The sequence below is a fragment of the Pseudomonas sp. BNK-30 genome (genome assembly GCF_047456185.1).
Lineage (GTDB): Bacteria > Pseudomonadota > Gammaproteobacteria > Pseudomonadales > Pseudomonadaceae > Aquipseudomonas > Aquipseudomonas putida_E.
This window is the reverse complement of record NZ_CP179904.1, coordinates 1,307,504-1,330,156: the sequence shown is the minus strand read 5'-3', so window position 1 is coordinate 1,330,156 and position 22,653 is coordinate 1,307,504. Positions and strand designations below refer to the sequence as shown.

Here is a 22,653-nt window from a genome sequence, read left to right as displayed (position 1 = left end):
CGCACATAACCCTAAGGGAATGTTACACCGTAGACGACGCAGTAACCACTAGGTCAGAACTTAGCTATAGGACAGCCAAAATGTCCTTATCGATTAAACGCGAACCAGTCTAGAGCACATTTGTACTCCACCTACCTGTAACCCCTCTCCCCTCTATTCACTGCCGCGATATGGCGGCCAAGGACGAAGTCATGCCTGAAGAAAGCCAACTGCACCCAGATGTGGCGCGCATCTACGACATTTTCGGCCTGCATCACTCGCATCCGATCAGCGTTCTTGAGGTGAACGTCAGGAACACAAAGCGCTTCTCCGACCGTCTTCAGGCAGTGGAAAGCGAGTTCCTGATGGTGCCTGGCACGCCTTCGGACGAGCCCGAGGATGAAGGTTTCCCTGTTGATGATGAGTGCCTGGTTAACCGGTGGGGATCAACCCAAGAAGAGTACATCGAGCAGTTCCGAGCAGCGCTCGAGCACCTGAACGGGAAGAGCCGCACCATCACCCTCTCCGGCTGCGAGTTCACCGAGGACGACCTGCTCCGAACAGCGGTGCGCATGGTGCGGGGCACCACCAGAATGAAGCAGCCACGCTGGGTGCTGATGAAGGACGCCTTCTGCTGTGGATCTGGCGTTGCGCACGCGCTGTGCCGCCGTTTCGGCTTTGATCCGGACGAGGACCTGCGCAAATGACCCGCCTCGCCCTCTGCCTCCTGCTGCTGGCCACCGGCGCCAGCGCAACCGAACTGCCGTCAGGCGTCTGGACTTTCGAAGACAAGCCGCGGGGCGTCGTCTGCTACGTGATGGGGTCGCTTGGCAATGACTCGATCAGCTGCGTGAAGGTATGGCTCCCGCAAGTAGCGGAAAGCCAGCACCAGCTCTCCCCGCACGAAACCCAACCCGAACCTACACCCGCTCTGGCGCCTGGGCGCTGGATTGATGAGAGGTATCAGCTGTGAGCAAAGCTGCCCGGAAAGATGTGCTCGACGAGATGACCAAGGAAGACCTGGTGGAGTGGATCAGGTCTCAGCACTTTTTCATGAAGCCCAAGAAGAGCGATGTGCTGTATCTGCGCTGGAAGCGGCAATCGGCAGACGTTCTGGACGAAATGGAGAAGGAGAACCGCGCGCTTGACCATCTGGACTTCAGCGAGCGGGATCGACTGGCTCGGCAGTTCAACGCATCAAAAGATCCAAGTGAGCGGCTTCGACTGGTCGAGAAGATCGAGCCTTATGACAAGGCCCTGAGAGACCATCTGAGCCGCTCCGAGGCAATCAACCGCAAGCAAAAGCGAGTGGATGCACTCTACGACCAGATCGAGGTCGAGCGGAAAAAGGAGTGCCGATGATGACCGACCTGATCGAAGTGAGGGCAGCCAACCTGATCGGCGCGCCGCTGGACTGGGCGGTTGCAAAGGCAACCGACGCTTCAGAACTAAGCATCGGGGAGCAAGGTATCGTTTGCATCTACGACACCCCAGAAGGCGGCTGCTGGACGAACCTCTATCAACCGTCCACGGACTGGAGCCAAGGCGGCCTGCTGATCGACGAGCACCAAGGCGGATTGAGCCATGATCGGCATTTGTCAGGCTCGCCATGCGGCTGCAGCGCCGGACCAATCAACTCGACTTGGCTTTCTGGCCCCACTGCACTTGTCGCCTTCTGCCGCTCCCTCGTCCACGCCAAACTCGGACCGATCGTTAAGGTGCCGAAGGAGCTGCTGTCATGCCCAAACTGATCAAAGTGCACACCTGCGACCTGGCTGGCAAGGCGTTGCTCTGGGCTGTCGAGATGGTCGACGGACCGATCCCGCCGCCGGCCGGCCAACTGCAACTGCCACTCAGCGGCCAAGCCATCGACGACGCGACCGGCGAGTACCTCATCGAAAAGCACAGCATCTGGGTTGACCGCGGCTACAGCTGGCCCTGGCTGGCCTGCGTGTCAGGTCACCCGCTGGACCGCCAGCCCGGTGATACGCGGGCCGAAGCTGCAGCCCGGGCGATCGTGCACCACGCCCGCGGCGAAACCATCAAAGTACCGAGGGAGCTATGCCAATGATCCTTCCCCTGATGTACATGGCCTACCTGGTATGGAAGGCACCGCGATGAGCAAGCCGCATGCACGAACCAGAACCGGAGCGAAGGTCACTCTGACCGTGGAACTAACGAACCTTGGCTCTTGGGGGCAGGACTGCACTCTGGACCAGGTCTACCGGCAGGCCCGAGAGGCGGCGGTCGGTCGCCTGAACAAGGTATTCAAGGACCACCTTGATACCACCCGTATTCTCGGCCCGATCGTCGTCGAAGCTGTAACCACCGACCTCGAAAAGCGTTAACCCCTCCACCTACTACTCAAGCCCGCCGACAGGCGCGGGCGAGGATGACCCGTGTCCGATATCACAGTGAAGTGCTCCCGGTGCCGAAACCAGCACAAGGAGAGTGAGCGCGTGCTTGCGCCCTGCAAGTGGCTCAAAGGCGCCAGCACCATGGTGTGCCCGCGTTGCAAGTGCACCAGCTACTACATCGTCAGCCCTGCGCCAGCAGCCTGACCACCAACCTGCCGCCACCGGCGGCGTGGAGCCCATCCCATGGAACATGCAAGCGAGTTTCTCGATGAGGAAGAGGTGGTGCGGGTGACCGGCTACCAGCTCCCGAGCAAACAGATCGCGTGGCTGGCCAACAATGGCTGGCATTACACGCTCACCCGGGCCAGGCGGCCCATTGTCGGCCGGGTATACGCCCGGCTCAAGATGGCAGGCGTCAAGCCGACGGCAACGAATGCCACGGCTGAAACATGGACATTGGACTTATCGCGCGTGGGGTAGAAAGTGCGCCATAGAAAAAAGGAAAACCGTGACCTGCCGGAGCGCATGCTTCGGCGGGCGCGGAAAAGGAAAGGCGGGAAAATTTGGGTTGCGTACTACTACTGCGGTAGAGACGCGGACGGAAAGAGGATCGAAATCCCTTTGGGGCAGGACTTGGCGGAGGCCAAGCTGGAGTGGGCGCGCCTGGAGCAGAAGGCAAGGCCGAAGGTTATGGCAACGATGGGTGAGCTGTTCGAACGGTATGAGCGGGACATTATCCCGACCAAAGCGCCGCGCACTCAGAAAGACAACAAGTACGAACTGGAGCGCCTGCGCAAGGCGTTCGGTGACGCGCCGATCGAGGCCATCAGCCCGCCGGTCGTTGCCCAGTACCGGGACGCCCGCACCGCGAAGACTCGGGCAAACAGGGAGATCGCCCTGCTGTCGCACGTTTTCACCATGGCCATGGAGTGGGGCTTTGTGGAGCGCAACCCCTGCCTGGCGGTTCGCCGCAACAAAGAGAAGGTCCGCGACTTCTACGCGGCCGACGAGATCTGGGATGCGGTGTATGCCGAAGGCGACCAGGGTCTTAAGGACGCCATGGACCTGGCCTACCTGGCCGGCCAGCGACCAGCCGACACGCTGAAGTTCAGCACGGTCGACCTCGACGAGGACTACTTGTGGGTCGACCAGAACAAGACCGATAAGAAGTTGCGAATCCGACGGCACGTAAATGGCGTGCTGACCGGCCTAGGCCTGTTCATCGAGGCGCTGCTTGAACGGCGCAAGCTGCAGGGCGTGCGCAATTCACGCCTGATTACCAACGACGCCGGCCTACGGATGAGCTGGGAGATGCTGAGGAATCGCTTCAGTGAGGCGCGGGACAAGGCTGCTCGCAAGCTGATCGGCGACGGCAACACTGACCTGGCCGCCAAAGTTCGGCAGTTCCAGTTCCGCGATATCCGCCCGAAGGCTGCGTCGGAGATCGAGGATATCAGCCACGCCAGCCGGCTGCTGGGGCACTCGAAAGAGGAGATCACCAAGCGGGTCTATCGCCGCGTAGGCGAGGTTGTGAGCCCAACGAAATAGGCAGGGTTGCGGAACACATGCCAAAAGTTGCGGAACACTTTGCCTTTTTGACGCGCAAAGAAAAACCCCGCAGACGTTAATCTGCGGGGCTTTCGAATGTGGAGGCCGAGGTCGGAATCGAACCGGCGTAGACGGATTTGCAATCCGGAGCATAACCACTTTGCTACTCGGCCTCAAAGTTCGGATCTAGTTGCTTGCGCTTCTATCTCCTTGAAACGTAGAACCTTTTTCAAAGTTTGCTGCGTTTCGATGGGCGCCATTATGTCTGCATTCCGCCAACCTTGCAACCCCCTGAACAGAAAAAATATTCAAGGGGTTCAAGGTGTTAGCGCAAGCGGCCAAGTTTGCTCCACAACCCCACCACGGCGTTCTCCACCGCACCGCTCGCCGCCATGCCGATTCGCTCCTGCAAGCTTTTGCGTTCGGCATAGTGCACATGGAACAGGTTAGCGTTGCGAGCACGCTCGCTGAGGTACTCGTCGCTGGTCTGCAACTGGTCCACCAGCTTGCGGTTTAGCGCAGCAACACCCAGCCAGACTTCGCCGGTGGCCACTTCGTCGATGTGCAACTGCGGGCGGTAGCGGGCGACGAAGTCCTTGAACAGCTGGTGGGTGATGTCCAGGTCTTCCTGGAACTTCTCGCGGCCCTTCTCGGTGTTCTCGCCGAACACGGTCAGGGTGCGCTTGTACTCGCCGGCAGTCAGCACTTCGAAATCGATATTGTGCTTTTTCAGCAGACGGTTGACGTTCGGCAACTGCGCGACCACGCCGATCGAACCGAGCACGGCAAACGGCGCACTGACGATTTTCTCGCCGATACAGGCCATCATGTAACCACCGCTGGCGGCCACCTTGTCGATGCACACGGTCAGCGGGATGCCGGCCTGGCGGATACGCGCCAGTTGCGAGGCCGCAAGGCCGTAGCTGTGTACCAGGCCGCCACCGCTTTCCAGGCGCAGCACCACTTCGTCACGTGGCGTGGCGAGGGTCAGCAGTGCCGTGATTTCGTTGCGCAGGCTTTCGGTGGCGGACGCCTTGATGTCGCCATCGAAGTCGAGCACGAACACCCGGCCTTTCTCTTCGGCCTTGCCTTTTTTCTGCTGTTTTTCCGCTTTGGCCTGCTGCTTGCGCAGGGCTTTGAGCTGGGCCTTGTCGAGCAAGCCGGATTCCAGCCGCTCGCGCAGCTCTTTATAGAACTCGTTGAGACGGGTGACCTGCAACTGCCCGCCAGCCTTGCGCCGCCCCTTGCCGCGCAAGCCGGCGATGGCAGACAGCACCACCAGGATGGCAATCACCAGGGTGGCGGTTTTAGCGAGAAAGCTTGCGTATTCGGCAAGAAACTCCACGTTGACTCCTTATGAACCTGCGCCTGTACGGCGCGAAACTGTAGCAAGCATACCGGTGCGCCCGTGGCGCTGCCAGCTGCGGTAAACGCTGGCAACACAGTTCAAACGACCTTTTCAAACGCTTGTATGTTTTTCGTTGACAGCCCGTGTGGCGCATCCTAACCTCGCAGCAACCTTCAAGCGGCCGGATACCTTCGTGGGCAACCTCTACCTCATCCGACATGGCCAAGCCTCATTCGGTGCCGACGACTATGACGTCCTGTCGCCGGTGGGTGTGCGGCAAAGCCAGGCACTGGGTGAACACCTCGCCCGGCTGGACCTGCGCCTGGACCGATGCGTGGCGGGTGACCTGCGCCGCCAGCAAGACACTGCGCGGCTGGCACTGAAGGCACTGCAGGGTAATGGCTGCGCAGTGCCCGCCATTGAGACCGACCCTGCGTTCAATGAGTTCGATGCCGACGGTGTTATCCGTGCCCTGCTGCCCGGCCTGCTGACCGAAGAGCCGCAGGCCCTGCACATCCTGCGCAATGGCGCGCAGAACCGCAGCGAATTCCAGCGTCTGTTCGCCCTGATGGTGCAGCGCTGGCACGCCGGCGAACATGCCGACGACGGCCTGGAAACCTGGCAGGCGTTCACCGCACGAGTCCAGGGTGGCTTGCAACGTGTGCTGGACAGCGCCGGCAGTGGCGACAATATCGCGGTGTTCACCTCGGGCGGCACCATTGCCGCCCTGCTTCACCTGACTACCGGAATTACCCCCAGCCAGGCCTTCGCGCTGAACTGGCAGATCATCAACACGTCGCTCAGCCAGCTGAAGTTCCGCGGCCGTGACGTGGCACTGGCTTCCTTCAACAACCAGGCCCATGTGCAGCTGTTGAAGGTGCCGGAGCTCATTACCTATAGATGAGCCCGGCCTGTTGTGTCCCTGTTAGGGACGTGAAATCACTCAATAAGGAATGCGCCATGACCTCCGTAGCTGATGCCGTGAAAAAGATGCAAGAGAAGTTCAATCCGTCTGCAGCCGAAGGCCTTGACCTGGTGTTCGGCTTCGACATCACCGACGAAGGCAAGAAATACGCCCTGATCGTCAAGGACGGCACCTGCGACCTGCAGGAAGGCGAGAACCCGGACGCCAACTGCACCCTGGTCATGGACAGCGAAACCCTCAAAGGCATCGTCAGTGGCGAGACCGACGGCATGCAGGCGTTCATGGGCGGCAAGCTGCGCGTTGAAGGCGACATGATGCTGTCGATGAAGCTCAGCGAGCTGTTCCCTTCCTGAGTGATGGGCGCACCGCGCGAGACGAAAACCGAAGCCTGACCGGCTTCGGTTTTTTTTGCCCGCCAGTGTGCATTCGGTGCAGTGATCGGCCGGCAACACCCAAACCTATATGGCATCTGGCACGCTTGTACCAGCGCATCGAGGCCATTAGATTAGCCAATAATCCTTGCGATCGATAATAAGGTAAACGCATGACGCTCACCGACCAGTCCACCCAGGTACGCCCCGGCGAAGAACTCGACGCGGCCGTCATCGACCCTTACCTCAAGGCCAATATCGCGGGCCTTGAAGGCGCACCGCGCATCAGCCAGTTCCCCGGGGGGGCTTCCAACCTGACCTACCTGGTCGCTTACCCAGGCCGTGAGTTCGTGCTGCGGCGCCCGCCTTTTGGCCAGAAAGCCAAGTCGGCCCACGACATGGGCCGTGAGTTCCGCATCCTCAACCAGCTCAACAGCGGCTTCCCTTACTGCCCCAAGGCCTACACCCACTGCACCGATGAAACCCTGATCGGCGGCGAGTTCTATGTAATGGAGCGGGTAAACGGCATCATCCTGCGTTCGGACATTCCCGCCGAACTGAACCTGGATGCCACCCGTACCGAGGCCCTGTGCAAAAGCTTCATCGACCGCCTGGTAGAGCTGCACCAGGTCGACTACCAAAGCTGCGGCCTCGCCGACCTGGGCAAGCCTGAAGGCTACGTGCAGCGCCAGATCGAAGGCTGGACCGGCCGCTACGAAAAGGCCCTGACACCCGATGCGCCGCGCTGGGAGCAGGTCATTGCCTGGCTGCGTGAAAAGATGCCGGCCGACCACCCTCGCCCAGGCATCGTGCACAACGACTACCGCTTCGATAACGTGATCCTCGATGCTGAAAACCCCATGCGCATCATTGGCGTGCTGGACTGGGAGATGGCCACGATCGGCGACCCACTGATGGACCTGGGCAACAGCCTGGCCTACTGGATCGAGGCAGGCGACCCGGCGCCGGTGCAATTGATGCGACGCCAGCCGAGCAATGCCCCCGGCATGCTGACCCGCCGCCAGTTCGTCGATTACTACGCCGAGCGTGCGGGCATACGCCTGGACAACTTCGATTACTACTATTGCTATGGGCTGTTCCGCCTGGCGGGCATCGTGCAGCAGATCTACTACCGCTTCTACCACGGCCAGACCCAGGACAAGCGCTTCGCCCAGTTCATCCACATGAACCGGCTGCTGGAGCAGATGAGCTTGCAGGTAATGGCCAAGTCCACGCTCTGACGACAGACAACAAGGAAAACAGCATGTCCAAGACCCACCTGTTCGACCTCGATGGCAAGATCGCTTTCGTCTCCGGCGCCAGCCGTGGCATTGGCGAAGCCATCGCGCACCTGCTGGCCCAGCAAGGCGCCCATGTGATCGTCTCCAGCCGCAAGCTGGAGGGCTGCCAGCAGGTGGCCGATGCGATCATCGCCGCAGGCGGCAAGGCCACTGCAGTGGCCTGCCACATCGGTGAACTGGAACAGATCCAGCAGGTGTTCGCCAGTATCCGCGAACAGTTCGGGCGCCTGGACGTGCTGGTCAACAACGCTGCCACCAACCCGCAGTTCTGCAATGTGCTGGACACCGACGCAGGTGCGTTCCAGAAGACCGTCGACGTCAATATCCGCGGCTATTTCTTCATGTCGGTCGAAGCCGGCAAGCTGATGCGTGAAAACGGCGCTGGCAGCATCATCAACGTGGCGTCGATCAATGGGGTTTCACCGGGCCACTTCCAAGGTATCTACTCGGTGACCAAGGCAGCGGTGATCAACATGACCAAGGTCTTCGCCAAGGAATGCGCGCAATTCGGCATCCGCTGCAATGCCTTGCTGCCGGGCCTGACCGACACCAAATTCGCGTCGGCGCTGGTGAAAAACGATGCAATCCTCAACGCCGCACTGCAGCAGATCCCGCTCAAACGCGTGGCCGACCCCAAGGAAATGGCCGGCGCCGTGCTGTACCTGGCCAGCGATGCCTCCAGCTACACCACCGGCACCGCACTCAATGTCGACGGTGGTTACCTGTCCTGATCAGGCCTTGATCGCCTGCAGGGTGTAACTCAGCGGCAAGCGCTCGGGCTGCAGGTGCAGGCGCCATTCGCCGTCGGCGCCTTTGTCCATCTGCCCGGGTAACGCCTCCCAGGGGATGCTCTGGTGCTCGACCAAGGCCGTCAGTTGCAGCCCTTGCGCCAGCAAGGCACTGATGACTTCACCCAGGCCATGGTTCCACTCATGGGTTTCGGTCTGGGTGAGGCGTTGATCGCTGTCGACGTAGGTCTGGTCGCTGTGCCAAACCGTCGGTGCTTCTTGTTCGAAGTAGGGATACTCCAGTTGCAGCCGGTCCTGGTGGTCTTCATTGACGGCCATCAGCATCGGGTGCCCATCGCGCAGAAACAGCCGTCCGCCAGGTTTGAGCAAGGCCGCCACTGCACGGGCCCAAGGCTCGATGCGCGGTAGCCAGCACAATGCACCGATACCGGTGTAGACTAGGTCGAAGGTGCCTGCCTGCAGTGCCTGATCGGCCTGATAGACATCGGCTTCTACGTAGTCGATGGCCGTATTGCAACGCCCGGCAAGGCGCCGCGCCTGCATCAGCGAAGCTGCCGAATAGTCCAGGCCGCAGACCAGCGCGCCCAACCGCGCCAGCGACAAGGTGTCGGTGCCGATATGGCATTGCAGATGAGCTGTGCGCAGGCCTCGAATATCGCCAAGGCGTGGCAAGTCGAAGCGTACGGTCTCGGAAAGGTGCGCGGGCTGCTGGACCAGCAGCTCGACCTCGTAGTCCTTCGAGGCGGTATGCAGCGGCGCGCGCTCATCCCAGCTGGCGCGGTTGAGTTGATGCGATCGGTCCATGATTGTACGTCCTTGTTGTTTAGGTTGCGGTCCCCGGCCCCTTGGCGGGCTTGCCAGCGAGGCGCCGGCAAAGCCCCCAATAGCTCCAAGCGTTACAGGCAGGTGGCCGCCGCCGCCCGCCGCTGCAAGGCCACGCCGTCGTTCTTCTGCGCGTAGTAATCCACCCGCGTGCCACCTGCCTGCGGGTAGACATCCACGAACGACTCCGCTTCGCGGGTATACACCGTCAGCCCACCTTGCTTGCGCGGCTCCAGGTAGCCACTGGCGTCGTCCCCGAACACATCCTCCTTCTGCCAACTGAACTGGATGCATTGGGCCACCCGCTCCGGCGCCTTGTGCGAATCGAGCTGTGCAGTCGGCTTGCCGCCACGGGCCGTATCCATGGCTGCAGAAGCGCAACCGACCAATACCAGCGCCGCAGCCATCGGCAGAATTGCTCGCATGTTCCATCCTCGGGGCAAAAAAGAAAGCGACTCTAGCACTGCGCAGCATTGCGAGTGAATTGTCACACGGGGGCTGTTGTCGCAGATAAGGCATGCCGCCAACAGGAGATTGTCATGAAATTACCTCGTCTTTTGCCTTCACTGCTACTCGCCGCCCTGCCCTGCCTGCCAATGATGGCGTCAGCCGCACCCTCGGCTGAAGAGAGCGTTACCGCACCAGAAACTCACAACCGCGAACTCAAAGTGGGCGACAAGGCCCCCGACCAGTACAAACGCGACGAAGAAGCCTTGACCGACTGGAAAGCCAAGGGCCTGCCAGCACCGGAGAAAGAAAGCCACTGGGTACGCATGGGCGACCACTATGTGCTGGTGCAGATCACCAATGGCGTTGTGCTGGCCATACACCCGGCGTCCTGACTCAACCGGCAGCGGTCAACGCCGCCATGTGCACCGTGTTGCGCCCGGCTGCCTTGGCCTGATACAGCGCCGCGTCAGCCTGGGCGAGCAGGCTCGCGGTAGTGTCGTGCGGGCCAGGCACGCCGCACCACAGCCCCACGCTGAAGCGCAGCGTGATCTGGCCACCGGCAAAGTGCGCCGGGCTGAGGGCAATGGCCTCCCTCAGGCCCTGCAAGGCTGCCATCGCGCCGTCACGATCGGTGCGTGGCAACAGCAGCAGAAACTCCTCCCCCCATAGCGGCCAAGACTGTCGCCGTTGCGCAGGCGCTGCTCCAACTGACGCACGCAATGGCACAACACCTCGTCACCGGCCAAGTGCCCATACAGGTCATTGATACGCTTGAAATGGTCGAGGTCGATCATCGCCACGGCCAAGCTGCTGCGTTCGCCACGGGCGCGGTCCAGCTCGCAGGCAAAGCGCTCCAGAATCGCCCGCCGGTTGTAGGTACCCGTCAGCACATCGCGCAAGGCCAGGTGCTGCAGGCGTGATTCGCTGCGCTCCTTGGCCATCAGCACCAGGCCGATGGAGTACATCATCACCGTTACCGTACCGATGGCGACGGAAATGCTCTGCTTGAGGTTGCTGGTGTCGTAGCGCATTTCCACGGCCGTGCCATTGACCACTGCAAGCGCACGCATGCCCAGCCCGACCAGGCTGACAAGGGCGCCAATCTGCAGCAACAGGTGCGCCCTGCCCGGCCGTTCGACGTGGCGCCGCACCCAGTACAGGATCAACGTGCACTGCAGCATCAGCACCAGCGTCGCCAGCAGCATGCGCGGCTCCACGGTGTCGAGCAGCAGCATCAGGCCCACCAGCATGCAGGCGGGAATGATGAAGACCTGCCGCCACGGCACAGCCTGCTCGCGCACGCGAAACAGGCTGGCCGAATAGAAGGCCAGGGCCAGTGAAAGCAGGCTGTTGCCCACCCCGTAGCTGAACCACAGCGGGGCGTGCCCATAAACGGTGTAGCAAACGTAGGCCAACGCGTGGGCGAGCAAACCGCAAGCGGTAAGCCAGAGGTTGTCTTGGCGATTGGACTGGCCGACCAGCAACAGGCAGAACGCCAGGATGGTCGCGACCAGTGCAACGGCGGCGAACAGCGTGGGTGTATGGGCGATCATCATGATTCACCGTGTGGCAGATGGCCGTCTTCGTTGCGGCCTGTGCCAAGTCTAAGCGCCCAGCCGCAGTCGAGCCATGACCGAGCGGGACAGAACAGCAGCCGGCAGGCACGCCACTCGTCGTCACCGCGGCAAAAAATTGCCCGCCCAGGAAACCAAACGGATCGATCACAGTCTCAGCAAGTGTCCCGTAAACCTATGCGTATCAAGGACCTATATCGTGATGACCCGCCTTGCAAGCCTTTCTCTGATCGCCGCTTTTCTGTTGGTTGCCGGCTGCCACCATCATCGCTACCACGATGACGATGGCGGATGGCGCGATGGCGACCGTGATCACCGCCACCATCACCGGCATGACCGCGACGATGACGATCGCCGCTACCGTGACCGCGGCTACCGCTGACACGTCTTTGCAATCCACTCTTAACCTGATGATTCTTCGAGGCTCCCTATCATGCGTCTGACTTTGCCTTCCCTTGCCCTTGGCCTGCTGCTGTGCCAAGGCGCTTTCGCCGGTGACGGTACCGCCGCCATCGGCGGTGGCCTGGGTGGCGTCCTGGGTAACGTTGTCGGCCAACAGCTCGGCGGCAGCACTGGCGCAGCCGTCGGCGCAGGCCTTGGCGGCGCCGCAGGCAGCGCGGTGGCTGCGCGCAAGGGCAACCGCACCGAAGCCGCCATCGGCGGTGGCCTGGGCTCGGCAGGCGGTTCGCTGTTGGGCGGCAAGGTCGGCGGCTCGACCGGCTCGACCATCGGCGCCGGCCTGGGCGGCGCGGCAGGTGGTGCGATTGGCAACCACCTGGGTGACAACAACGGCAAGAAGCACCGCCGCCACCGTCACTGATTCAGCGCAGCCTCTGCAGGGGCCGGCTTGCCGGCTCCTGCATCGATCACCCAGTCTCCCGCCGCCTTAACAAGGCAAACCCTCTCCCCGCTGACCCTCATCAACACCCTCTTCACCACAAGCTGCCACACTGACTGCTACTGTCTTTCGTGCCCCCTTGAGTGAAGGAACACCCCCGCCCCATGAACCAGGAACTGCTCTGGGTCCTCGGCCTGCTGGCTGTCGTCATCATGCTCTTTGTCATCAACCGACCACGCATGGACGTCGTCGCGCTGCTGGTGATTCTCGCCCTGCCACTGTCGGGCATCCTCACCGTGGAGCAGGCCCTGGCCGGCTTCAGCGACCCCAACGTGGTATTGATTGCTGCCTTGTTCGTGATCGGCGAAGGGCTGGTGCGTACCGGCATCGCTTATCGCATCGGCGAATGGATGAGCGACCGGGCAGGCAACAGCGAGGCGCGCCTGCTGGTGTTGCTGATGGTGTCAGTGGCCGGGCTGGGCTCGGTGATGAGTTCGACGGGCGTGGTCGCGATCTTCATCCCGGTGGTGCTGAGCATCGCTGCACGCCTGCAGATTTCGCCAAGCCGCCTGATGATGCCGCTGAGCTTCGCCGGCCTGATCAGTGGCATGCTCAGCCTGGTGGCCACACCACCCAACGTGGTGGTGCACAGCGAACTGGTACGCCAAGGCGAGCAAGGTTTCAGCTTCTTCAGTTTCACGCCGTTCGGCCTGGTGGTGCTGGTGCTGGGGATTGGCTACATGCTGCTGACACGCCACTGGCTCAACGGCGAAGTACGCAAGGACGGCCGGGTGGAGAGCCGCCGCACCCTGCTCGACCTGGTACTGGACTACAAGCTCAACGGCCGGGAGCGGCGGCTACGTATTCGGGCGCAATCGCCGTTGATCGGCCATACCCTCGGGGAGCTTGAGCTGCGCACCCGGCATGGCGCCAACGTGATCGGTATCGAGCGCCAGCACAAGTTCACCACGCGGGTGATCGCCGCCGATTCGAGCACCGTCCTGCAGCAGGGTGACGTGCTGCTGCTCGACCTGTTCGCCAATCGCGATGACCTGCGCAGCCTGTGTCAAACCATGCAACTGGAACCTCTTCATTTCAAGGCCGCTTATTTCATCGACCAGTCCCAGGAGTTGGGCATGGCCGAAGTGTCCCTGCCCCACGGCTCGCAACTGATCGGCAAAAGCATCCTGGACCTTGCCTTTCGTACCCGCTACGGCCTCAACGTGGTTGGCTTGCGCCGTGAGCAGGCGGCGATCGACGAGCGACTGGTGGAAGAACCGCTGCGCCTTGGCGACACGCTGCTGGTCGTCGGCCCCTGGAAGGCGGTACGCCAGCTGCAAAGCCAGCCAAAGGACTTCCTGGTACTGAGCTTGCCTGCCGAGATCGACCAAGTGGCCCCGGCCCGTACCCGGGCACCCTATGCCCTGATCAGCCTGGCGGTGATGGTCGGGCTGATGGTCAGCGGCGTGGTACCCAATGTGATCGCCGCGTTGATCGGCTGCCTGCTGATGGGGGCCGGGCGCTGCATCGACATGAACAGCGCCTACCGCGCCGTTCACTGGCCAAGCCTGATATTGATCGTCGGCATGCTGCCCTTCGCCCAGGCGCTGCAGCAGACCGGGGGTATCGACCTAGCAGTGGGCGGGCTGGTCAGCCTGCTGGGCGCCGCCGGGCCGATCGCCATGCTCGCCTGCCTGTTCATGGTCACAGCGGTGATCGGCCTGTTCATCTCCAACACCGCCACCGCCGTACTGATGGCGCCCGTTGCCATCAGCACGGCAACACAGCTGGGCCTCTCGCCCTATCCGTTCGCCATGACTGTGGCCTTGGCGGCATCCGCGGCGTTCATGACCCCGGTTTCCTCACCGGTGAATACCTTGGTGCTCGGCCCGGGCCAGTACCGCTTTGCCGACTTCGTCAAGGTGGGCGTGCCCTTCACAGTGCTGGTGATGCTGGTGACGGTACTGATGGTGCCATGGTTCCACGGTTTATGACGCCAGAGGATATTGGCCATTATCCTGCGCGATCTCGGCAGATTGACATTGAGTGGCCTGCGCAAACAAACTGGGGTGTTATTGCCCCAGGTGCCCACAGCCGTTGTCCTGGATTTCGTCTCCGCTTGTCGGTCGAGCCTATGGTTTTTCCAGCCCAGTCGCGCTTGTTGCCCTATTTCGCCGTGTTCGGCCTGACCTTCGCCCTGACCCTGGGCGGCATCCTGGCACGGCCAATCGAATCCTTGTCCCTGTTCTGGCCCGTCAATGCAGTGCTGGCCGGTGTGCTGTTGCGCTACCCGCGCCACGCCACCCCGGTGAGTTTCACCCTGGCCTGGCTGGCCATGATCGCCGCCGACCTGGCTTGCGGCAGCGCCTGGCTCTCGGCGCTGTGGCTCAACCTGTGCAACCTGAGCGTAGTGGTGACGGTGTGGCTCTTGCTGTCACGCTTACCGCGCCTGCACCGGCGCATGCGCAGCCCGCAGGGAGTGCTCAGCGTATTCGGTGCCTGCGCGGCCGGTGCCATGGTGGCGGCTTGCATGGCCTGCGTGGTGGCTGCCCCGTGGTTCGAGCAATCGCTGCGCACCACCTGGCTGGCGTGGTTCAGCGAGCAGTTCTCGACCGCAGTGCTGGTGCTGCCGGTGCTGCTGACGGCGCCATCGGCGCGCGCGCTGGTCCGCAGTGGAGCCCAGGCCGTAAGCCTGCCCCCCTTGCTGGTGCTGCTGGCCTCGCTGGTCTTCAGTATCGCCTTCGGCGGACCGGGGGCCATTGCCTTCCCGATCGCAGCACTGCTGTGGTGCGCATGGACCTACTCACCGTTTCTGGTTTCATTGCTGACACTGACTACCGGCAGTACGCTGATCGTTGCGGTGGCGCAGAACCTGATGCATTTCAGCGCGCCGCAAAGCGAGCTTGGGGTCACCACATTGATGTCGGCCCGTCTGGGCATCGCCATGCTGGTGCTCGGGCCGCTGGTGGTTTCTTGCGTCAGCCAGGCCAACCGTAGCCTGCTGGCGCGCCTGGCGCATCAGGCCACCATCGATCACCTGACCGGAGCACTGACCCGCAGCGCCTTCACCCGCCGCGCCAATGCCCTGCTCGACAGCCGCCAGCAACATGCCCAGGCATTGCCGCTGACCTTGATGATGCTCGACATCGACCATTTCAAGTCGATCAACGATCGCCATGGCCACGCCGTAGGCGACCAGGTGCTGCGCCAGTTCGCCCACACCCTGCAAGACCAGTTGCATGAAGGCGAGCTGCTGGCGCGCATGGGCGGTGAAGAGTTTGTAATCCTGCTGCCGGGCCTCGCGCCAGACCGGGCCAACTTCACCGCTGAGCGCTTGCGCAGAGCGGTCCAGGACCTACACCTGGCGCAGGGCGACGAGCGCCTGCAGATCACCGTCAGCATCGGCCTGGACGGCTGCGCCGGGCACGAGCCGGCGCCGGGTCTGGACGAGCTGTTGGCCCGTGCGGACCAGGCGCTGTACCGCGCCAAGGCCCACGGCCGCAACCGTGTCGAACTGGCAGAGGCACAGGGCGCCGGGTAATTTGACTCACCCCATCAGCAAATCCCAGGACAACTTGGCGATCAGCACGCACAGCAAGACCAGGAACAGCCCGCGCACAAAGGCTGCGCCCTTGCGCACAGCCAGCCAGGTCCCGGTCAGCGCCCCAAGCACGTTGCATGCGGCCATGGGCAAGGCAATGGCATAAAGCACATTGCCCGATGGCACGAAGAACACCAGCGCCGCGAGGTTGGTGGCGATGTTGACCACCTTGGCAGAGGCCGAGGCGTGCAGGAAGTCCAACGCGAAAAAGCGAATGAACAGGAAGATCAGGAAGCTGCCGGTTCCTGGCCCGAACAGGCCGTCGTAGAAGCCAATGGCGCCACCGATCAGTACCGCCAGGCATTGCTCCTTGCGGCCGATCTTCGCCGGCGCGTGCAAGGTGCCGAAATCCTTCTTGCAAAAGGTGTAGATCGCCATCAGCACGATCAGCACCAGCACTGCCGGGCGCATCACGCTGGGCGGCACCAGCGACACCGTGGCCGCCCCTGCAAACGACATGATGAACGCACTGAGCGCCGCCGGCACGATCAACCCCCAGTCCAGGGTGACCTTGCGAATGAACGAGCGCGCCGCGAAAGCCGTGCCGCACACCGATGCCAGTTTGTTGCTGCCAAGCAAGGCCGCAGGTTGCGCCGTGGGCAATACGTTGAACAGCGCCGGGATCTGAATGAGCCCACCACCTCCTACCGCAGCATCGATCAGGCCGGCGGCAAAAGCGAACAGGGAAAGTACGGCGATATCCATCATGGCGCGGTTCCAGGCAGTGAAAGCAGACCGCAAGGCTAATCAAATCGGCGCGCCTGTGTTGAAATGCCATATTGCAAAAACTGCAACCAGGAGACCTTCATGGCATTGGACATGCTGCGCGAAATCCAAGCCTTCGTCAGCGTCGCGCACAAACGCAGCTTCGTCGCCGCCGCCCGCGCCCTGGGCCGCTCGCCCAGCGCCGTGACGCGGGCAGTACAGGCTTTGGAAGACAACAGCGGGTGCAAGCTGCTCAACCGCAATGCCAATGCGGTGACCCTCACCGAAGCTGGCGAGCGGTTATTGCCCCACGCCGAACGCTTGCTCGATGTGCAACGTGATGCCGCCGATGAATTGGCCGCACTCAGTGGCAGCGCACAGGGCTGGATCCGCTTCGGCGTGCCGCAATTGCTTGGCGAACATGTGCTGCCCGGTGTGCTGGCGGCATTTTCCCGCCGCCACCCCCAGGTAACGCTGGACGTCCACTACCGTGACGAGGCGCTTGACCCTTTGCTGGGCAAGCTCGATTTCGTGGTCCGCGGTGCGTTTCCACAATCAAGCGAGCTGATCGGTTACCCACTGTGGCGCTACCAGCGCCATCTGTACGCCAGCCCGGACTACCTGGCGCGCCATGGCATACCCAAGCGGCCAGAGGACCTGGCTGACCATTCGCTGATCCTGCATACCGCCCCGCGCATTCTCAAGGCCTGGCACTTTTGCCAAGGTGGCCGAATCACCAGCCTGCGCCCCCATCCAAGGCTGCGACTGAGCTCAGGCGATGCGGTCTACCACAGTACACTGGCCGGTGCCGGCATTGCCCGTCTGGCCGACTGGGTGGGCGAGGCACAAGTCGGTGCCGGCCGGCTGGTGCGTGTTTGCGCAGATTACCGGCTGACATCCAGTACCGGCCAAGACCCGCAAATGCACGCTGTGTATCCTGCCGGCGAGTTGCCAGCGCGGGTCCGTGAGCTGCTGCTGGCCCTGCGCCAGGCGGGCAATGGGGGCAACCGGCAGGCTCGCTGACATCTGTTCAAAATCTGCTCAATTCAACAGAAGCCGCAAACGGCTTGGCTTACAGCATTTTATCCACAGACCTACCCACGTTTTTTGTGGACAGATTTCCCCGCGTAAAGAAGGACTTATCGCACGCGCAGTAGCGCTGCATTCGCCGCCTTGACCAGCTCGATCCACTCAACCGCACTGATCACGCCTGATTGCTCAAGCGCATCGGCACTGCGCAACGCCTGGTCGTATTCATTTTCTTCGAGAATGCCTGCGGTCAGGAAGCGGCTACGCCACTCCAGCAGCGCTGAAGGGTCCTTCTTGCATTCCATCTATATATCGACTCCAAGGTAAAAGGCCGGCCCACTGCCGCGACTCATTATGACGCGAGCGGGAGAGTACACGAGGCCTTTTCACTTGAGAACGACTTGCAGCTACCGCCAGTCTAACGGTATACCAAGGACCACTGCCGCAACGGCACGACGCTGGCCCCCTGGCAAAAGAGGCGGGCCGGAGGGGGGAGTTTTGTCAGCCTGGAGGGATGGTGCCCAGTAGGCCTACCAAAAGGGTGAGCAGAAGAAAACCACCCAGAAATAGCGCGAGCTTGCCCATCAGAACCTCTTCAATGTGATAGCAGGGATGAAAAGCATTATCGGCGCAGCGCTGATACGGATACAGATTCAGGTTTGATGAAAAAAGGCGTATCAGATGCGATCGGCCACGCATCCAGCCAAGCGTGCTCACCATGTGGCAGTGGTCGTGGGAGGTCACAAGAGCGCGTTTGACTTGTCGACACCGGCATACAATTGCAACTTTAAGTTTCAGTGCATAGCTGGCCAGCCTGCCAGCAGCATGATGCCTCTTTCAACGGTCAGGTCATCACAGGCTCAGCAATTACGGGCATCAGACGCAAGCCTGATCTACACGAATAGAAACAGCCTCTAAATTAATTTGTAGGAAGTTTTCCCCCTTACTGTAGGCCGCATCTTGGTGCCGAGTACCTGCTGTATGAAACCTCAGTTTCCGCAGCAATATCGAACTGCTAGGGTCCATTTTTCCTACAACGGCACGGAAGCCTTCAGCATGAGGGAAACATGGACCAGTTCAATACTTCTGGCCTGGGTCTGCAAAAATGCCTGCTCGCATTACGCAAAGAGCGGGATCTTCTGAAAGCACAGGGCAAAGATGAGGAGGCGCAACGGCTTACGCGAAAAATTGCGGGGATGGAGGCTACGCTGGCAGGGATGCCCCTGGAGATGAAGCCGCCGACGCTGCAGTAGCACTGCCCTTCCCTGTGCCGATGTTCGCTCGTCAACCACTGCGGGCTGAATATCGATTTGGGGCCGCTTTGCGGCCCATCGCCGGCAAGCCAGCTCCCACAGGCACAGTGCAGACCTCAAGAACTGCATGGTATCTGTGTGGCCGGCTTGCCGGCGATTGGCTGCGTAGCAGCCCTGATAACGCTAACTGACAGGCATTACCCCTAGCGCTGCCTGCATCCAGAAATGCACTGCAATCGATCCTGATAATTAATTTGTGGCGTGTGCGGATCCTGCCTACCGTGTGTCATCACTCAAGCCTGGGAAAAAGGCCCGACCATGAATGACCGCGAGTTCATCAATGCCATCGACGCCGATGGCCTGCCCCTGCACATTGCCGTAAAGAACGGGCGCATCACCCATATCGGCCCGCAGCGCGCCAGTGAGCCGGCCCGCGAAACCATCGACCTTGAAGGGCTGCTGGCGTTGCCTGGGTTCGTCGATGGCCACATTCACCTGGACAAGAGTTTCGTCGGCGACCGTTGGCGCCCGCACCAGAGCGTGGCCTCCCTGCGTGAACGGCTGGCGGTGGAAAAGCGCGAGCTCGCCAGCGCCCCGCCTATTGTCGAACGCGCCGATGCCCTGATTCGTCAGGCCGCCGCCTTCGGCACCCTGGCCATGCGCTGCCATGTGGATGTGGACGCCACCACCGGCCTTGCCAATCTGCGCGCCATCCTCGAAGCCCGCGAGAAGTGGAAAGACCTGATCGACATCGAGCTGGTGGCTTTCCCCCAGGCCGGCGTGGTGACCTGCCCCGGCACTGCCGAAGTAATGGAGGCTGCCGTACGCGAAGGTGTGCAGGTGGTGGGCGGTATCGACCCGACCACCCTGGACGGTGACGCCGAAGCGCAGCTGGACATTGTTTTCGGCATCGCCGACCGGCACGGGGTGAAGGTAGATATCCACCTGCACGAGCCAGGTGACATCTGCATAGCCCAGCTCGAACGCATCGCCGCGCGTACCCAGGCACTGGGCATGCAAGGTTTGGTGGTGGTGAGCCATGCCTATGGCCTGGGTGATGTTGTCGACAGCGTGGTGGACCGCACCGCCGAAGTGCTGGCCGGTGCAGGCGTGTCGATCATGACCAACGCCCCGGGCGAGCACGCTTTCCCGCCCGTGCTGCGCCTGCGCGCAGGCGGTGTGCGAGTGTTCACCGGCAACGACAACATCCAGGACGCCTGGTGGCCCTACGGCAATGGCGACATGCTGCAACGGGCCATGTTGGTCAGCTATCGCTCGGGCTTCAACACTGACGAGGAACTGCGGGTAGCGCTGCACATGGCGACCGAAGCCAGTGCCGGGGTGATGGGTAAAAAGGGCTATGGGCTGAAGGTAGGCAACGAAGCGAGTTTTGTGCTGTTCAAAGCCCCGAATGCTGCCGCTGCGGTGGCGGCAGCGCTGCATGAACGGGTGATCGTGCGCCACGGCGCGTTCTGGGGCGGGCCTGCGCAGTTGCAACTCAAGGCGTCGCAGTTTGCTGCAGAACTTCGCCGCAGGTGATGTAGGTAATCCCAGGACTAGAACTCCACCTTGCCCCGACCCGCCTTGACATTGCTCCGCCTGGCTTTGCCTTCCAGACGGCGGGTCTTCGAACCGAGGGTCGGCTTGGTGGGACGGCGTTTCTTCTCGGTCTTGCCGGCAGCGATGATCAACTCGGCAAGACGCGCCAGTGCGTCAGCACGGTTCTGCTCCTGGGTGCGGTACTGCTGGCCCTTGATGATCAAAACACCCTCGCCGGTGATGCGACTGTCGCGCAACGCCAGCAGCCGCTCTTTGTAGAACTCGGGCAACGATGAGGCCGGGATGTCGAAGCGCAGGTGCACGGCGCTGGACACCTTGTTGACGTTCTGCCCACCCGCGCCCTGCGCGCGGATGTAAGTCAGTTCGATTTCGGCATCCGGTAGATGCACGTTATTGGAGATGGTCAGCATGACATGGCCCTTGTAATTGCGCCCATTATCACAGGGTTCTCCGTTCTCCCATAGAAAACCCCGGTTTCTGGATAGGTGTCGGCCGTGCCGGCTTTCCGGCGATGTGGCCCATACTGATTACAGAGCATTGGATTGCTGCCCGCCATAGGCTGACATAGACCGATCAAAACACCCACATCTTGAGCGCTGGAAACACCAGGAAATCAGATTTTCCCTCGTCCTTGTAGCCCATTTCCCAAACATACTCGCACTGCGCTTTTTTCCGTCGCGTCCACTGTAGCTGCGCTCCAGTCTCGGCATGTCGTTGCTCATCAACGATACAGCTTTGACAGGCTGGGACGGTAAATCCCACAGACAGTCTCAGTTTTATGGTGGCTGTGCGTGTGGGCACGCTTGCGTGCGCCGGAGTTTTTCGTGATTTTACCGCCGGTCTGTCAACCCACGTACAGCTGCCCCCCCCCCGCGACGCAGATGCCCTCAGGAGAAGCGTGAAGATCTCCCGCAGCGTGCGAACCGCTTCGAGGCGCCTCAACCTAAGTAAGTGGTTGTTGAAGAACAGCGGCTTGCCCTTAGCCTTACGCTTCTTGTTCAGCAGACTCGGGGCAGCGATGTCAGCAATGCGCACATTGGCGCAGTTCAGCATTACATCGCCTTGCAGGTACGCCATCACGCAGCCTCTCTTCCCCGAAACGAACGCCCTACGGCCTCCAGCTCGCCACATGCATCTCCCTGAGGTACCAATCGAATGTCCACCCGACGATTTTCTGCGCGACCATTCACGGTGTCGTTGCTGCTGACCGGTTGACTGGCCGCGACACCTTGGACAGCAAAGCAACTGTCCGGGATATCGCCCATACGCTGCATCCAGTCGCGAACAGCGGAGGCGCGGGCACGAGAAAGATCGAGATTCTTGGCTGCATCGCCTCGCGCATCCGCATGCCCGGAGATAACGATCAACCAGCCAGGCTGGGCCTTGATTCCAACCAGTGCATTGACCAGCAGCTTGGTTGAACCCGGCTTGAGTTCGGCACTGCCAGGATCGAACAGGTTCAAGCTGTCGAGTTGGATTGGATCGGACGTAGGGGGTTCTTTGGCTTGCCTGGATGACCACTCTTGCCAACCTAACCACCCCAAGCATGCAATAGTGACCATCAGCAGCAGCAACCACGGCAACACGACACGCTTCTGCGCCGGAGGCTCGACTACAAATGTGTAGGTCGAAGGGGCAGAAACGGCAGCAGCCATTTGAGGCGTGATGGATGGCTCAGCAATCGTCGCCCAGGATTGCAGAGGAAGCGGCATCGCCGCCACCCGGCCTCCTGGCATACGCTGCAGGAGGCTGGCCAGTTGGTTTCGGAAGACCTGCAGCGCAACCAAAGGTGCATGGCCAAGGCGTTCCAAGCGGTGCTCCAGGCGGTTCAACTCGACAATCAGTTCGCTCAACCCCGCCGAACTCGACCTGCCCCACGCCACCATGCGAACCAAGGGATGCAACTGAGTAAACAGCCATGCAATGAGATCGATGCGAGCTGACGCCTGCACTGGCCATACGCGCGGCCACTCATCGCTCAGTGTAGCGAGCAGCGCCACACCCTCGGTCAAGCCCGTCACACCCGTGCGGTAGCTACGCGCCAGTACGAACGCCACCGCCGTCTGCAGCTCAATCCCGTTCAGCTCGAAGAGTCGCAAAGACAACCCCTCAACTTTTGCCCAGTCCACATCGGGACAGGCGGGGTGCGTGAGCTTGGCCAGCTCACCGTGCAACACCTTGAACTCATCGAAGTTGCCTGGATCCCCACCCAAGCGAACACGCATCCCAAAAAGTGCCGTCAT

29 protein-coding genes, 1 tRNA gene and 1 pseudogene are annotated in these 22,653 nt (G+C 61.5%); 20 read left to right on the top strand and 11 right to left on the bottom strand.

Annotation, left to right across the window (positions count from 1 at the left end):
- Nucleotides 1–191 precede the first annotated feature (191 nt).
- The 8 genes from ACMGGN_RS06145 to ACMGGN_RS06110 all read left to right on the top strand — a co-directional run bounded on the left by ACMGGN_RS06145 (nucleotide 192) and on the right by ACMGGN_RS06110 (nucleotide 3,884).
- Nucleotides 192–686, top strand: coding sequence for a hypothetical protein (locus ACMGGN_RS06145; protein WP_414156537.1), 495 nt, complete (start codon nucleotides 192–194; stop codon nucleotides 684–686).
- Nucleotides 683–952, top strand: a complete 270-nt coding sequence (locus ACMGGN_RS06140; RefSeq protein ID WP_414156536.1) for a hypothetical protein — start codon at nucleotides 683–685, stop codon at nucleotides 950–952. Before ACMGGN_RS06145 ends, ACMGGN_RS06140 begins: the two co-directional genes overlap by 4 nt.
- Nucleotides 949–1,341, top strand: a complete 393-nt coding sequence (locus tag ACMGGN_RS06135) for a hypothetical protein (RefSeq protein ID WP_414156535.1) — start codon at nucleotides 949–951, stop codon at nucleotides 1,339–1,341. The genes ACMGGN_RS06140 and ACMGGN_RS06135 overlap by 4 nt, the downstream gene beginning before the upstream one ends.
- Complete coding sequence (locus ACMGGN_RS06130; RefSeq protein ID WP_414156534.1) at nucleotides 1,341–1,730, top strand: phage protein NinX family protein; 390 nt, start codon at nucleotides 1,341–1,343, stop codon at nucleotides 1,728–1,730. The genes ACMGGN_RS06135 and ACMGGN_RS06130 overlap by 1 nt, the downstream gene beginning before the upstream one ends.
- The gene (locus ACMGGN_RS06125) at nucleotides 1,718–2,050 is read left to right on the top strand and encodes a hypothetical protein (RefSeq protein WP_414156533.1); all 333 of its coding nucleotides are present in this window, start codon (nucleotides 1,718–1,720) and stop codon (nucleotides 2,048–2,050) included. The genes ACMGGN_RS06130 and ACMGGN_RS06125 overlap by 13 nt, the downstream gene beginning before the upstream one ends.
- Before the next feature lie 97 nt (nucleotides 2,051–2,147).
- Complete coding sequence (locus ACMGGN_RS06120) at nucleotides 2,148–2,327, top strand: hypothetical protein (protein ID WP_414156532.1); 180 nt, start codon at nucleotides 2,148–2,150, stop codon at nucleotides 2,325–2,327.
- 252 nt (nucleotides 2,328–2,579) lie between these two features.
- On the top strand, nucleotides 2,580–2,816 hold the full coding sequence (locus ACMGGN_RS06115) for a DUF4224 domain-containing protein (RefSeq protein WP_414156531.1): 237 nt from the start codon (nucleotides 2,580–2,582) through the stop codon (nucleotides 2,814–2,816).
- Between the two features lie 3 nt (nucleotides 2,817–2,819).
- Nucleotides 2,820–3,884, top strand: coding sequence for an integrase (locus ACMGGN_RS06110; protein WP_414156530.1), 1,065 nt, complete (start codon nucleotides 2,820–2,822; stop codon nucleotides 3,882–3,884).
- Nucleotides 3,885–3,983: 99 nt separating this feature from the next.
- Here the strand turns inward: ACMGGN_RS06110 and ACMGGN_RS06105 are convergent.
- Together ACMGGN_RS06105 and sohB are read right to left on the bottom strand one after the other, a co-directional pair.
- Nucleotides 3,984–4,057: transfer RNA gene (locus ACMGGN_RS06105), tRNA-Cys, on the bottom strand.
- A gap of 152 nt (nucleotides 4,058–4,209) precedes the next feature.
- A complete protein-coding gene (gene sohB, locus ACMGGN_RS06100) occupies nucleotides 4,210–5,229 on the bottom strand; it encodes a protease SohB (RefSeq protein WP_039601983.1) in 1,020 nt (339 codons plus the stop codon).
- Nucleotides 5,230–5,425: 196 nt separating this feature from the next.
- On the opposite strand from sohB, the gene ACMGGN_RS06095 reads away from it, so the two are divergent.
- The 4 genes from ACMGGN_RS06095 to ACMGGN_RS06080 all read left to right on the top strand — a co-directional run bounded on the left by ACMGGN_RS06095 (nucleotide 5,426) and on the right by ACMGGN_RS06080 (nucleotide 8,560).
- Entirely contained in the window at nucleotides 5,426–6,136 is a 711-nt protein-coding gene (locus ACMGGN_RS06095) for a histidine phosphatase family protein (RefSeq protein ID WP_237858850.1), read from the top strand.
- A gap of 56 nt (nucleotides 6,137–6,192) precedes the next feature.
- The gene (locus ACMGGN_RS06090) at nucleotides 6,193–6,510 is read left to right on the top strand and encodes an SCP2 sterol-binding domain-containing protein (RefSeq protein WP_039601984.1); all 318 of its coding nucleotides are present in this window, start codon (nucleotides 6,193–6,195) and stop codon (nucleotides 6,508–6,510) included.
- A gap of 191 nt (nucleotides 6,511–6,701) precedes the next feature.
- Nucleotides 6,702–7,769, top strand: coding sequence for a phosphotransferase family protein (locus ACMGGN_RS06085; protein WP_046785721.1), 1,068 nt, complete (start codon nucleotides 6,702–6,704; stop codon nucleotides 7,767–7,769).
- Between the two features lie 23 nt (nucleotides 7,770–7,792).
- Nucleotides 7,793–8,560 (top strand): SDR family oxidoreductase, encoded by a 768-nt coding sequence (locus ACMGGN_RS06080; RefSeq protein ID WP_046785720.1) that lies wholly within the window; start codon nucleotides 7,793–7,795, stop codon nucleotides 8,558–8,560.
- Here the strand turns inward: ACMGGN_RS06080 and ACMGGN_RS06075 are convergent, their stop codons facing one another.
- Nucleotides 8,561–9,382: a class I SAM-dependent methyltransferase gene (locus ACMGGN_RS06075; RefSeq protein WP_414156529.1), complete on the bottom strand. Its 822-nt coding sequence runs from the start codon at nucleotides 9,380–9,382 to the stop codon at nucleotides 8,561–8,563.
- 92 nt (nucleotides 9,383–9,474) lie between these two features.
- Complete coding sequence (locus ACMGGN_RS06070; RefSeq protein ID WP_115274386.1) at nucleotides 9,475–9,825, bottom strand: hypothetical protein; 351 nt, start codon at nucleotides 9,823–9,825, stop codon at nucleotides 9,475–9,477.
- 114 nt (nucleotides 9,826–9,939) lie between these two features.
- Here ACMGGN_RS06070 and ACMGGN_RS06065 point away from each other — a divergent pair, with 114 nt between their 5' ends.
- The gene (locus ACMGGN_RS06065) at nucleotides 9,940–10,242 is read left to right on the top strand and encodes an RcnB family protein (protein ID WP_414156528.1); all 303 of its coding nucleotides are present in this window, start codon (nucleotides 9,940–9,942) and stop codon (nucleotides 10,240–10,242) included.
- Between the two features lies 1 nt (nucleotide 10,243).
- Here ACMGGN_RS06065 and ACMGGN_RS06060 read toward each other — a convergent pair.
- Nucleotides 10,244–11,403, bottom strand: a pseudogene (locus ACMGGN_RS06060) (GGDEF domain-containing protein).
- Nucleotides 11,404–11,626: 223 nt separating this feature from the next.
- Between ACMGGN_RS06060 and ACMGGN_RS06055 the strand changes: the two are divergent.
- The 4 genes from ACMGGN_RS06055 (at nucleotide 11,627) to ACMGGN_RS06040 (ending at nucleotide 15,803) form a co-directional block, all read left to right on the top strand.
- The gene (locus tag ACMGGN_RS06055) at nucleotides 11,627–11,806 is read left to right on the top strand and encodes a hypothetical protein (RefSeq protein WP_046785716.1); all 180 of its coding nucleotides are present in this window, start codon (nucleotides 11,627–11,629) and stop codon (nucleotides 11,804–11,806) included.
- A 51-nt stretch (nucleotides 11,807–11,857) separates the two neighbouring features.
- Nucleotides 11,858–12,244, top strand: coding sequence for a glycine zipper domain-containing protein (locus ACMGGN_RS06050; protein WP_039604046.1), 387 nt, complete (start codon nucleotides 11,858–11,860; stop codon nucleotides 12,242–12,244).
- Between the two features lie 182 nt (nucleotides 12,245–12,426).
- Nucleotides 12,427–14,256, top strand: a complete 1,830-nt coding sequence (locus ACMGGN_RS06045) for an SLC13 family permease (RefSeq protein ID WP_414156527.1) — start codon at nucleotides 12,427–12,429, stop codon at nucleotides 14,254–14,256.
- Nucleotides 14,257–14,381: 125 nt separating this feature from the next.
- Nucleotides 14,382–15,803, top strand: coding sequence for a GGDEF domain-containing protein (locus tag ACMGGN_RS06040; RefSeq protein ID WP_204918360.1), 1,422 nt, complete (start codon nucleotides 14,382–14,384; stop codon nucleotides 15,801–15,803).
- Nucleotides 15,804–15,809: 6 nt separating this feature from the next.
- Here ACMGGN_RS06040 and ACMGGN_RS06035 read toward each other — a convergent pair whose 3' ends face one another.
- The gene (locus ACMGGN_RS06035; RefSeq protein ID WP_115274382.1) at nucleotides 15,810–16,571 is read right to left on the bottom strand and encodes a sulfite exporter TauE/SafE family protein; all 762 of its coding nucleotides are present in this window, start codon (nucleotides 16,569–16,571) and stop codon (nucleotides 15,810–15,812) included.
- 99 nt (nucleotides 16,572–16,670) lie between these two features.
- Between ACMGGN_RS06035 and ACMGGN_RS06030 the strand changes: the two genes are divergently transcribed.
- Nucleotides 16,671–17,591 (top strand): LysR family transcriptional regulator, encoded by a 921-nt coding sequence (locus ACMGGN_RS06030; RefSeq protein WP_115274381.1) that lies wholly within the window; start codon nucleotides 16,671–16,673, stop codon nucleotides 17,589–17,591.
- Nucleotides 17,592–17,707: 116 nt separating this feature from the next.
- On the opposite strand, the gene ACMGGN_RS06025 is transcribed toward ACMGGN_RS06030, so the two are convergent.
- Entirely contained in the window at nucleotides 17,708–17,902 is a 195-nt protein-coding gene (locus ACMGGN_RS06025; RefSeq protein WP_115274380.1) for a hypothetical protein, read from the bottom strand.
- 196 nt (nucleotides 17,903–18,098) lie between these two features.
- Complete coding sequence (locus tag ACMGGN_RS06020; RefSeq protein WP_174142157.1) at nucleotides 18,099–18,317, bottom strand: hypothetical protein; 219 nt, start codon at nucleotides 18,315–18,317, stop codon at nucleotides 18,099–18,101.
- Between the two features lie 347 nt (nucleotides 18,318–18,664).
- Here ACMGGN_RS06020 and ACMGGN_RS06015 point away from each other — a divergent pair, with 347 nt between their 5' ends.
- Together ACMGGN_RS06015 and ACMGGN_RS06010 are read left to right on the top strand one after the other, a co-directional pair.
- On the top strand, nucleotides 18,665–18,850 hold the full coding sequence (locus ACMGGN_RS06015; protein WP_046785709.1) for a hypothetical protein: 186 nt from the start codon (nucleotides 18,665–18,667) through the stop codon (nucleotides 18,848–18,850).
- Between the two features lie 318 nt (nucleotides 18,851–19,168).
- On the top strand, nucleotides 19,169–20,389 hold the full coding sequence (locus ACMGGN_RS06010) for an amidohydrolase family protein (RefSeq protein WP_119687431.1): 1,221 nt from the start codon (nucleotides 19,169–19,171) through the stop codon (nucleotides 20,387–20,389).
- Nucleotides 20,390–20,406: 17 nt separating this feature from the next.
- On the opposite strand, the gene arfB is transcribed toward ACMGGN_RS06010, so the two are convergent.
- The 3 genes from arfB to ACMGGN_RS05995 all read right to left on the bottom strand — a co-directional run bounded on the left by arfB (nucleotide 20,407) and on the right by ACMGGN_RS05995 (nucleotide 22,653).
- On the bottom strand, nucleotides 20,407–20,820 hold the full coding sequence (gene arfB / locus ACMGGN_RS06005; protein WP_174142219.1) for an alternative ribosome rescue aminoacyl-tRNA hydrolase ArfB: 414 nt from the start codon (nucleotides 20,818–20,820) through the stop codon (nucleotides 20,407–20,409).
- 163 nt (nucleotides 20,821–20,983) lie between these two features.
- Nucleotides 20,984–21,490, bottom strand: coding sequence for a hypothetical protein (locus ACMGGN_RS06000; RefSeq protein WP_414156526.1), 507 nt, complete (start codon nucleotides 21,488–21,490; stop codon nucleotides 20,984–20,986).
- Nucleotides 21,487–22,653 (bottom strand): OmpA family protein, encoded by a 1,167-nt coding sequence (locus ACMGGN_RS05995; protein ID WP_115275510.1) that lies wholly within the window; start codon nucleotides 22,651–22,653, stop codon nucleotides 21,487–21,489. Before ACMGGN_RS05995 ends, ACMGGN_RS06000 begins: the two co-directional genes overlap by 4 nt.

Excerpts from the sequence above, each read along its gene's own strand:
- ACMGGN_RS06070 (WP_115274386.1), bottom strand. The coding sequence starts at position 9,825 with ATGCGAGCAATTCTGCCGATGGCTGCGGCGCTGGTATTGGTCGGTTGC.
- ACMGGN_RS06140 (WP_414156536.1), top strand. The coding sequence starts at position 683 with ATGACCCGCCTCGCCCTCTGCCTCCTGCTGCTGGCCACCGGCGCCAGC.
- ACMGGN_RS06055 (WP_046785716.1), top strand. The coding sequence starts at position 11,627 with ATGACCCGCCTTGCAAGCCTTTCTCTGATCGCCGCTTTTCTGTTGGTT.
- ACMGGN_RS06020 (WP_174142157.1), bottom strand. The coding sequence starts at position 18,317 with ATGGTGAGCACGCTTGGCTGGATGCGTGGCCGATCGCATCTGATACGC.
- ACMGGN_RS06030 (WP_115274381.1), top strand. The coding sequence starts at position 16,671 with ATGGCATTGGACATGCTGCGCGAAATCCAAGCCTTCGTCAGCGTCGCG.
- ACMGGN_RS06010 (WP_119687431.1), top strand. The coding sequence starts at position 19,169 with ATGAATGACCGCGAGTTCATCAATGCCATCGACGCCGATGGCCTGCCC.
- ACMGGN_RS06075 (WP_414156529.1), bottom strand. The coding sequence starts at position 9,382 with ATGGACCGATCGCATCAACTCAACCGCGCCAGCTGGGATGAGCGCGCG.
- ACMGGN_RS06035 (WP_115274382.1), bottom strand. The coding sequence starts at position 16,571 with ATGATGGATATCGCCGTACTTTCCCTGTTCGCTTTTGCCGCCGGCCTG.
- ACMGGN_RS06050 (WP_039604046.1), top strand. The coding sequence starts at position 11,858 with ATGCGTCTGACTTTGCCTTCCCTTGCCCTTGGCCTGCTGCTGTGCCAA.
- arfB (WP_174142219.1), bottom strand. The coding sequence starts at position 20,820 with ATGCTGACCATCTCCAATAACGTGCATCTACCGGATGCCGAAATCGAA.
- ACMGGN_RS06145 (WP_414156537.1), top strand. The coding sequence starts at position 192 with ATGCCTGAAGAAAGCCAACTGCACCCAGATGTGGCGCGCATCTACGAC.
- ACMGGN_RS06115 (WP_414156531.1), top strand. The coding sequence starts at position 2,580 with ATGGAACATGCAAGCGAGTTTCTCGATGAGGAAGAGGTGGTGCGGGTG.
- ACMGGN_RS06065 (WP_414156528.1), top strand. The coding sequence starts at position 9,940 with ATGAAATTACCTCGTCTTTTGCCTTCACTGCTACTCGCCGCCCTGCCC.
- ACMGGN_RS06130 (WP_414156534.1), top strand. The coding sequence starts at position 1,341 with ATGACCGACCTGATCGAAGTGAGGGCAGCCAACCTGATCGGCGCGCCG.
- ACMGGN_RS06015 (WP_046785709.1), top strand. The coding sequence starts at position 18,665 with ATGGACCAGTTCAATACTTCTGGCCTGGGTCTGCAAAAATGCCTGCTC.
- ACMGGN_RS06045 (WP_414156527.1), top strand. The coding sequence starts at position 12,427 with ATGAACCAGGAACTGCTCTGGGTCCTCGGCCTGCTGGCTGTCGTCATC.
- ACMGGN_RS06080 (WP_046785720.1), top strand. The coding sequence starts at position 7,793 with ATGTCCAAGACCCACCTGTTCGACCTCGATGGCAAGATCGCTTTCGTC.
- ACMGGN_RS05995 (WP_115275510.1), bottom strand. The coding sequence starts at position 22,653 with ATGACGGCACTTTTTGGGATGCGTGTTCGCTTGGGTGGGGATCCAGGC.
- ACMGGN_RS06125 (WP_414156533.1), top strand. The coding sequence starts at position 1,718 with ATGCCCAAACTGATCAAAGTGCACACCTGCGACCTGGCTGGCAAGGCG.
- ACMGGN_RS06090 (WP_039601984.1), top strand. The coding sequence starts at position 6,193 with ATGACCTCCGTAGCTGATGCCGTGAAAAAGATGCAAGAGAAGTTCAAT.
- ACMGGN_RS06085 (WP_046785721.1), top strand. The coding sequence starts at position 6,702 with ATGACGCTCACCGACCAGTCCACCCAGGTACGCCCCGGCGAAGAACTC.
- ACMGGN_RS06025 (WP_115274380.1), bottom strand. The coding sequence starts at position 17,902 with ATGGAATGCAAGAAGGACCCTTCAGCGCTGCTGGAGTGGCGTAGCCGC.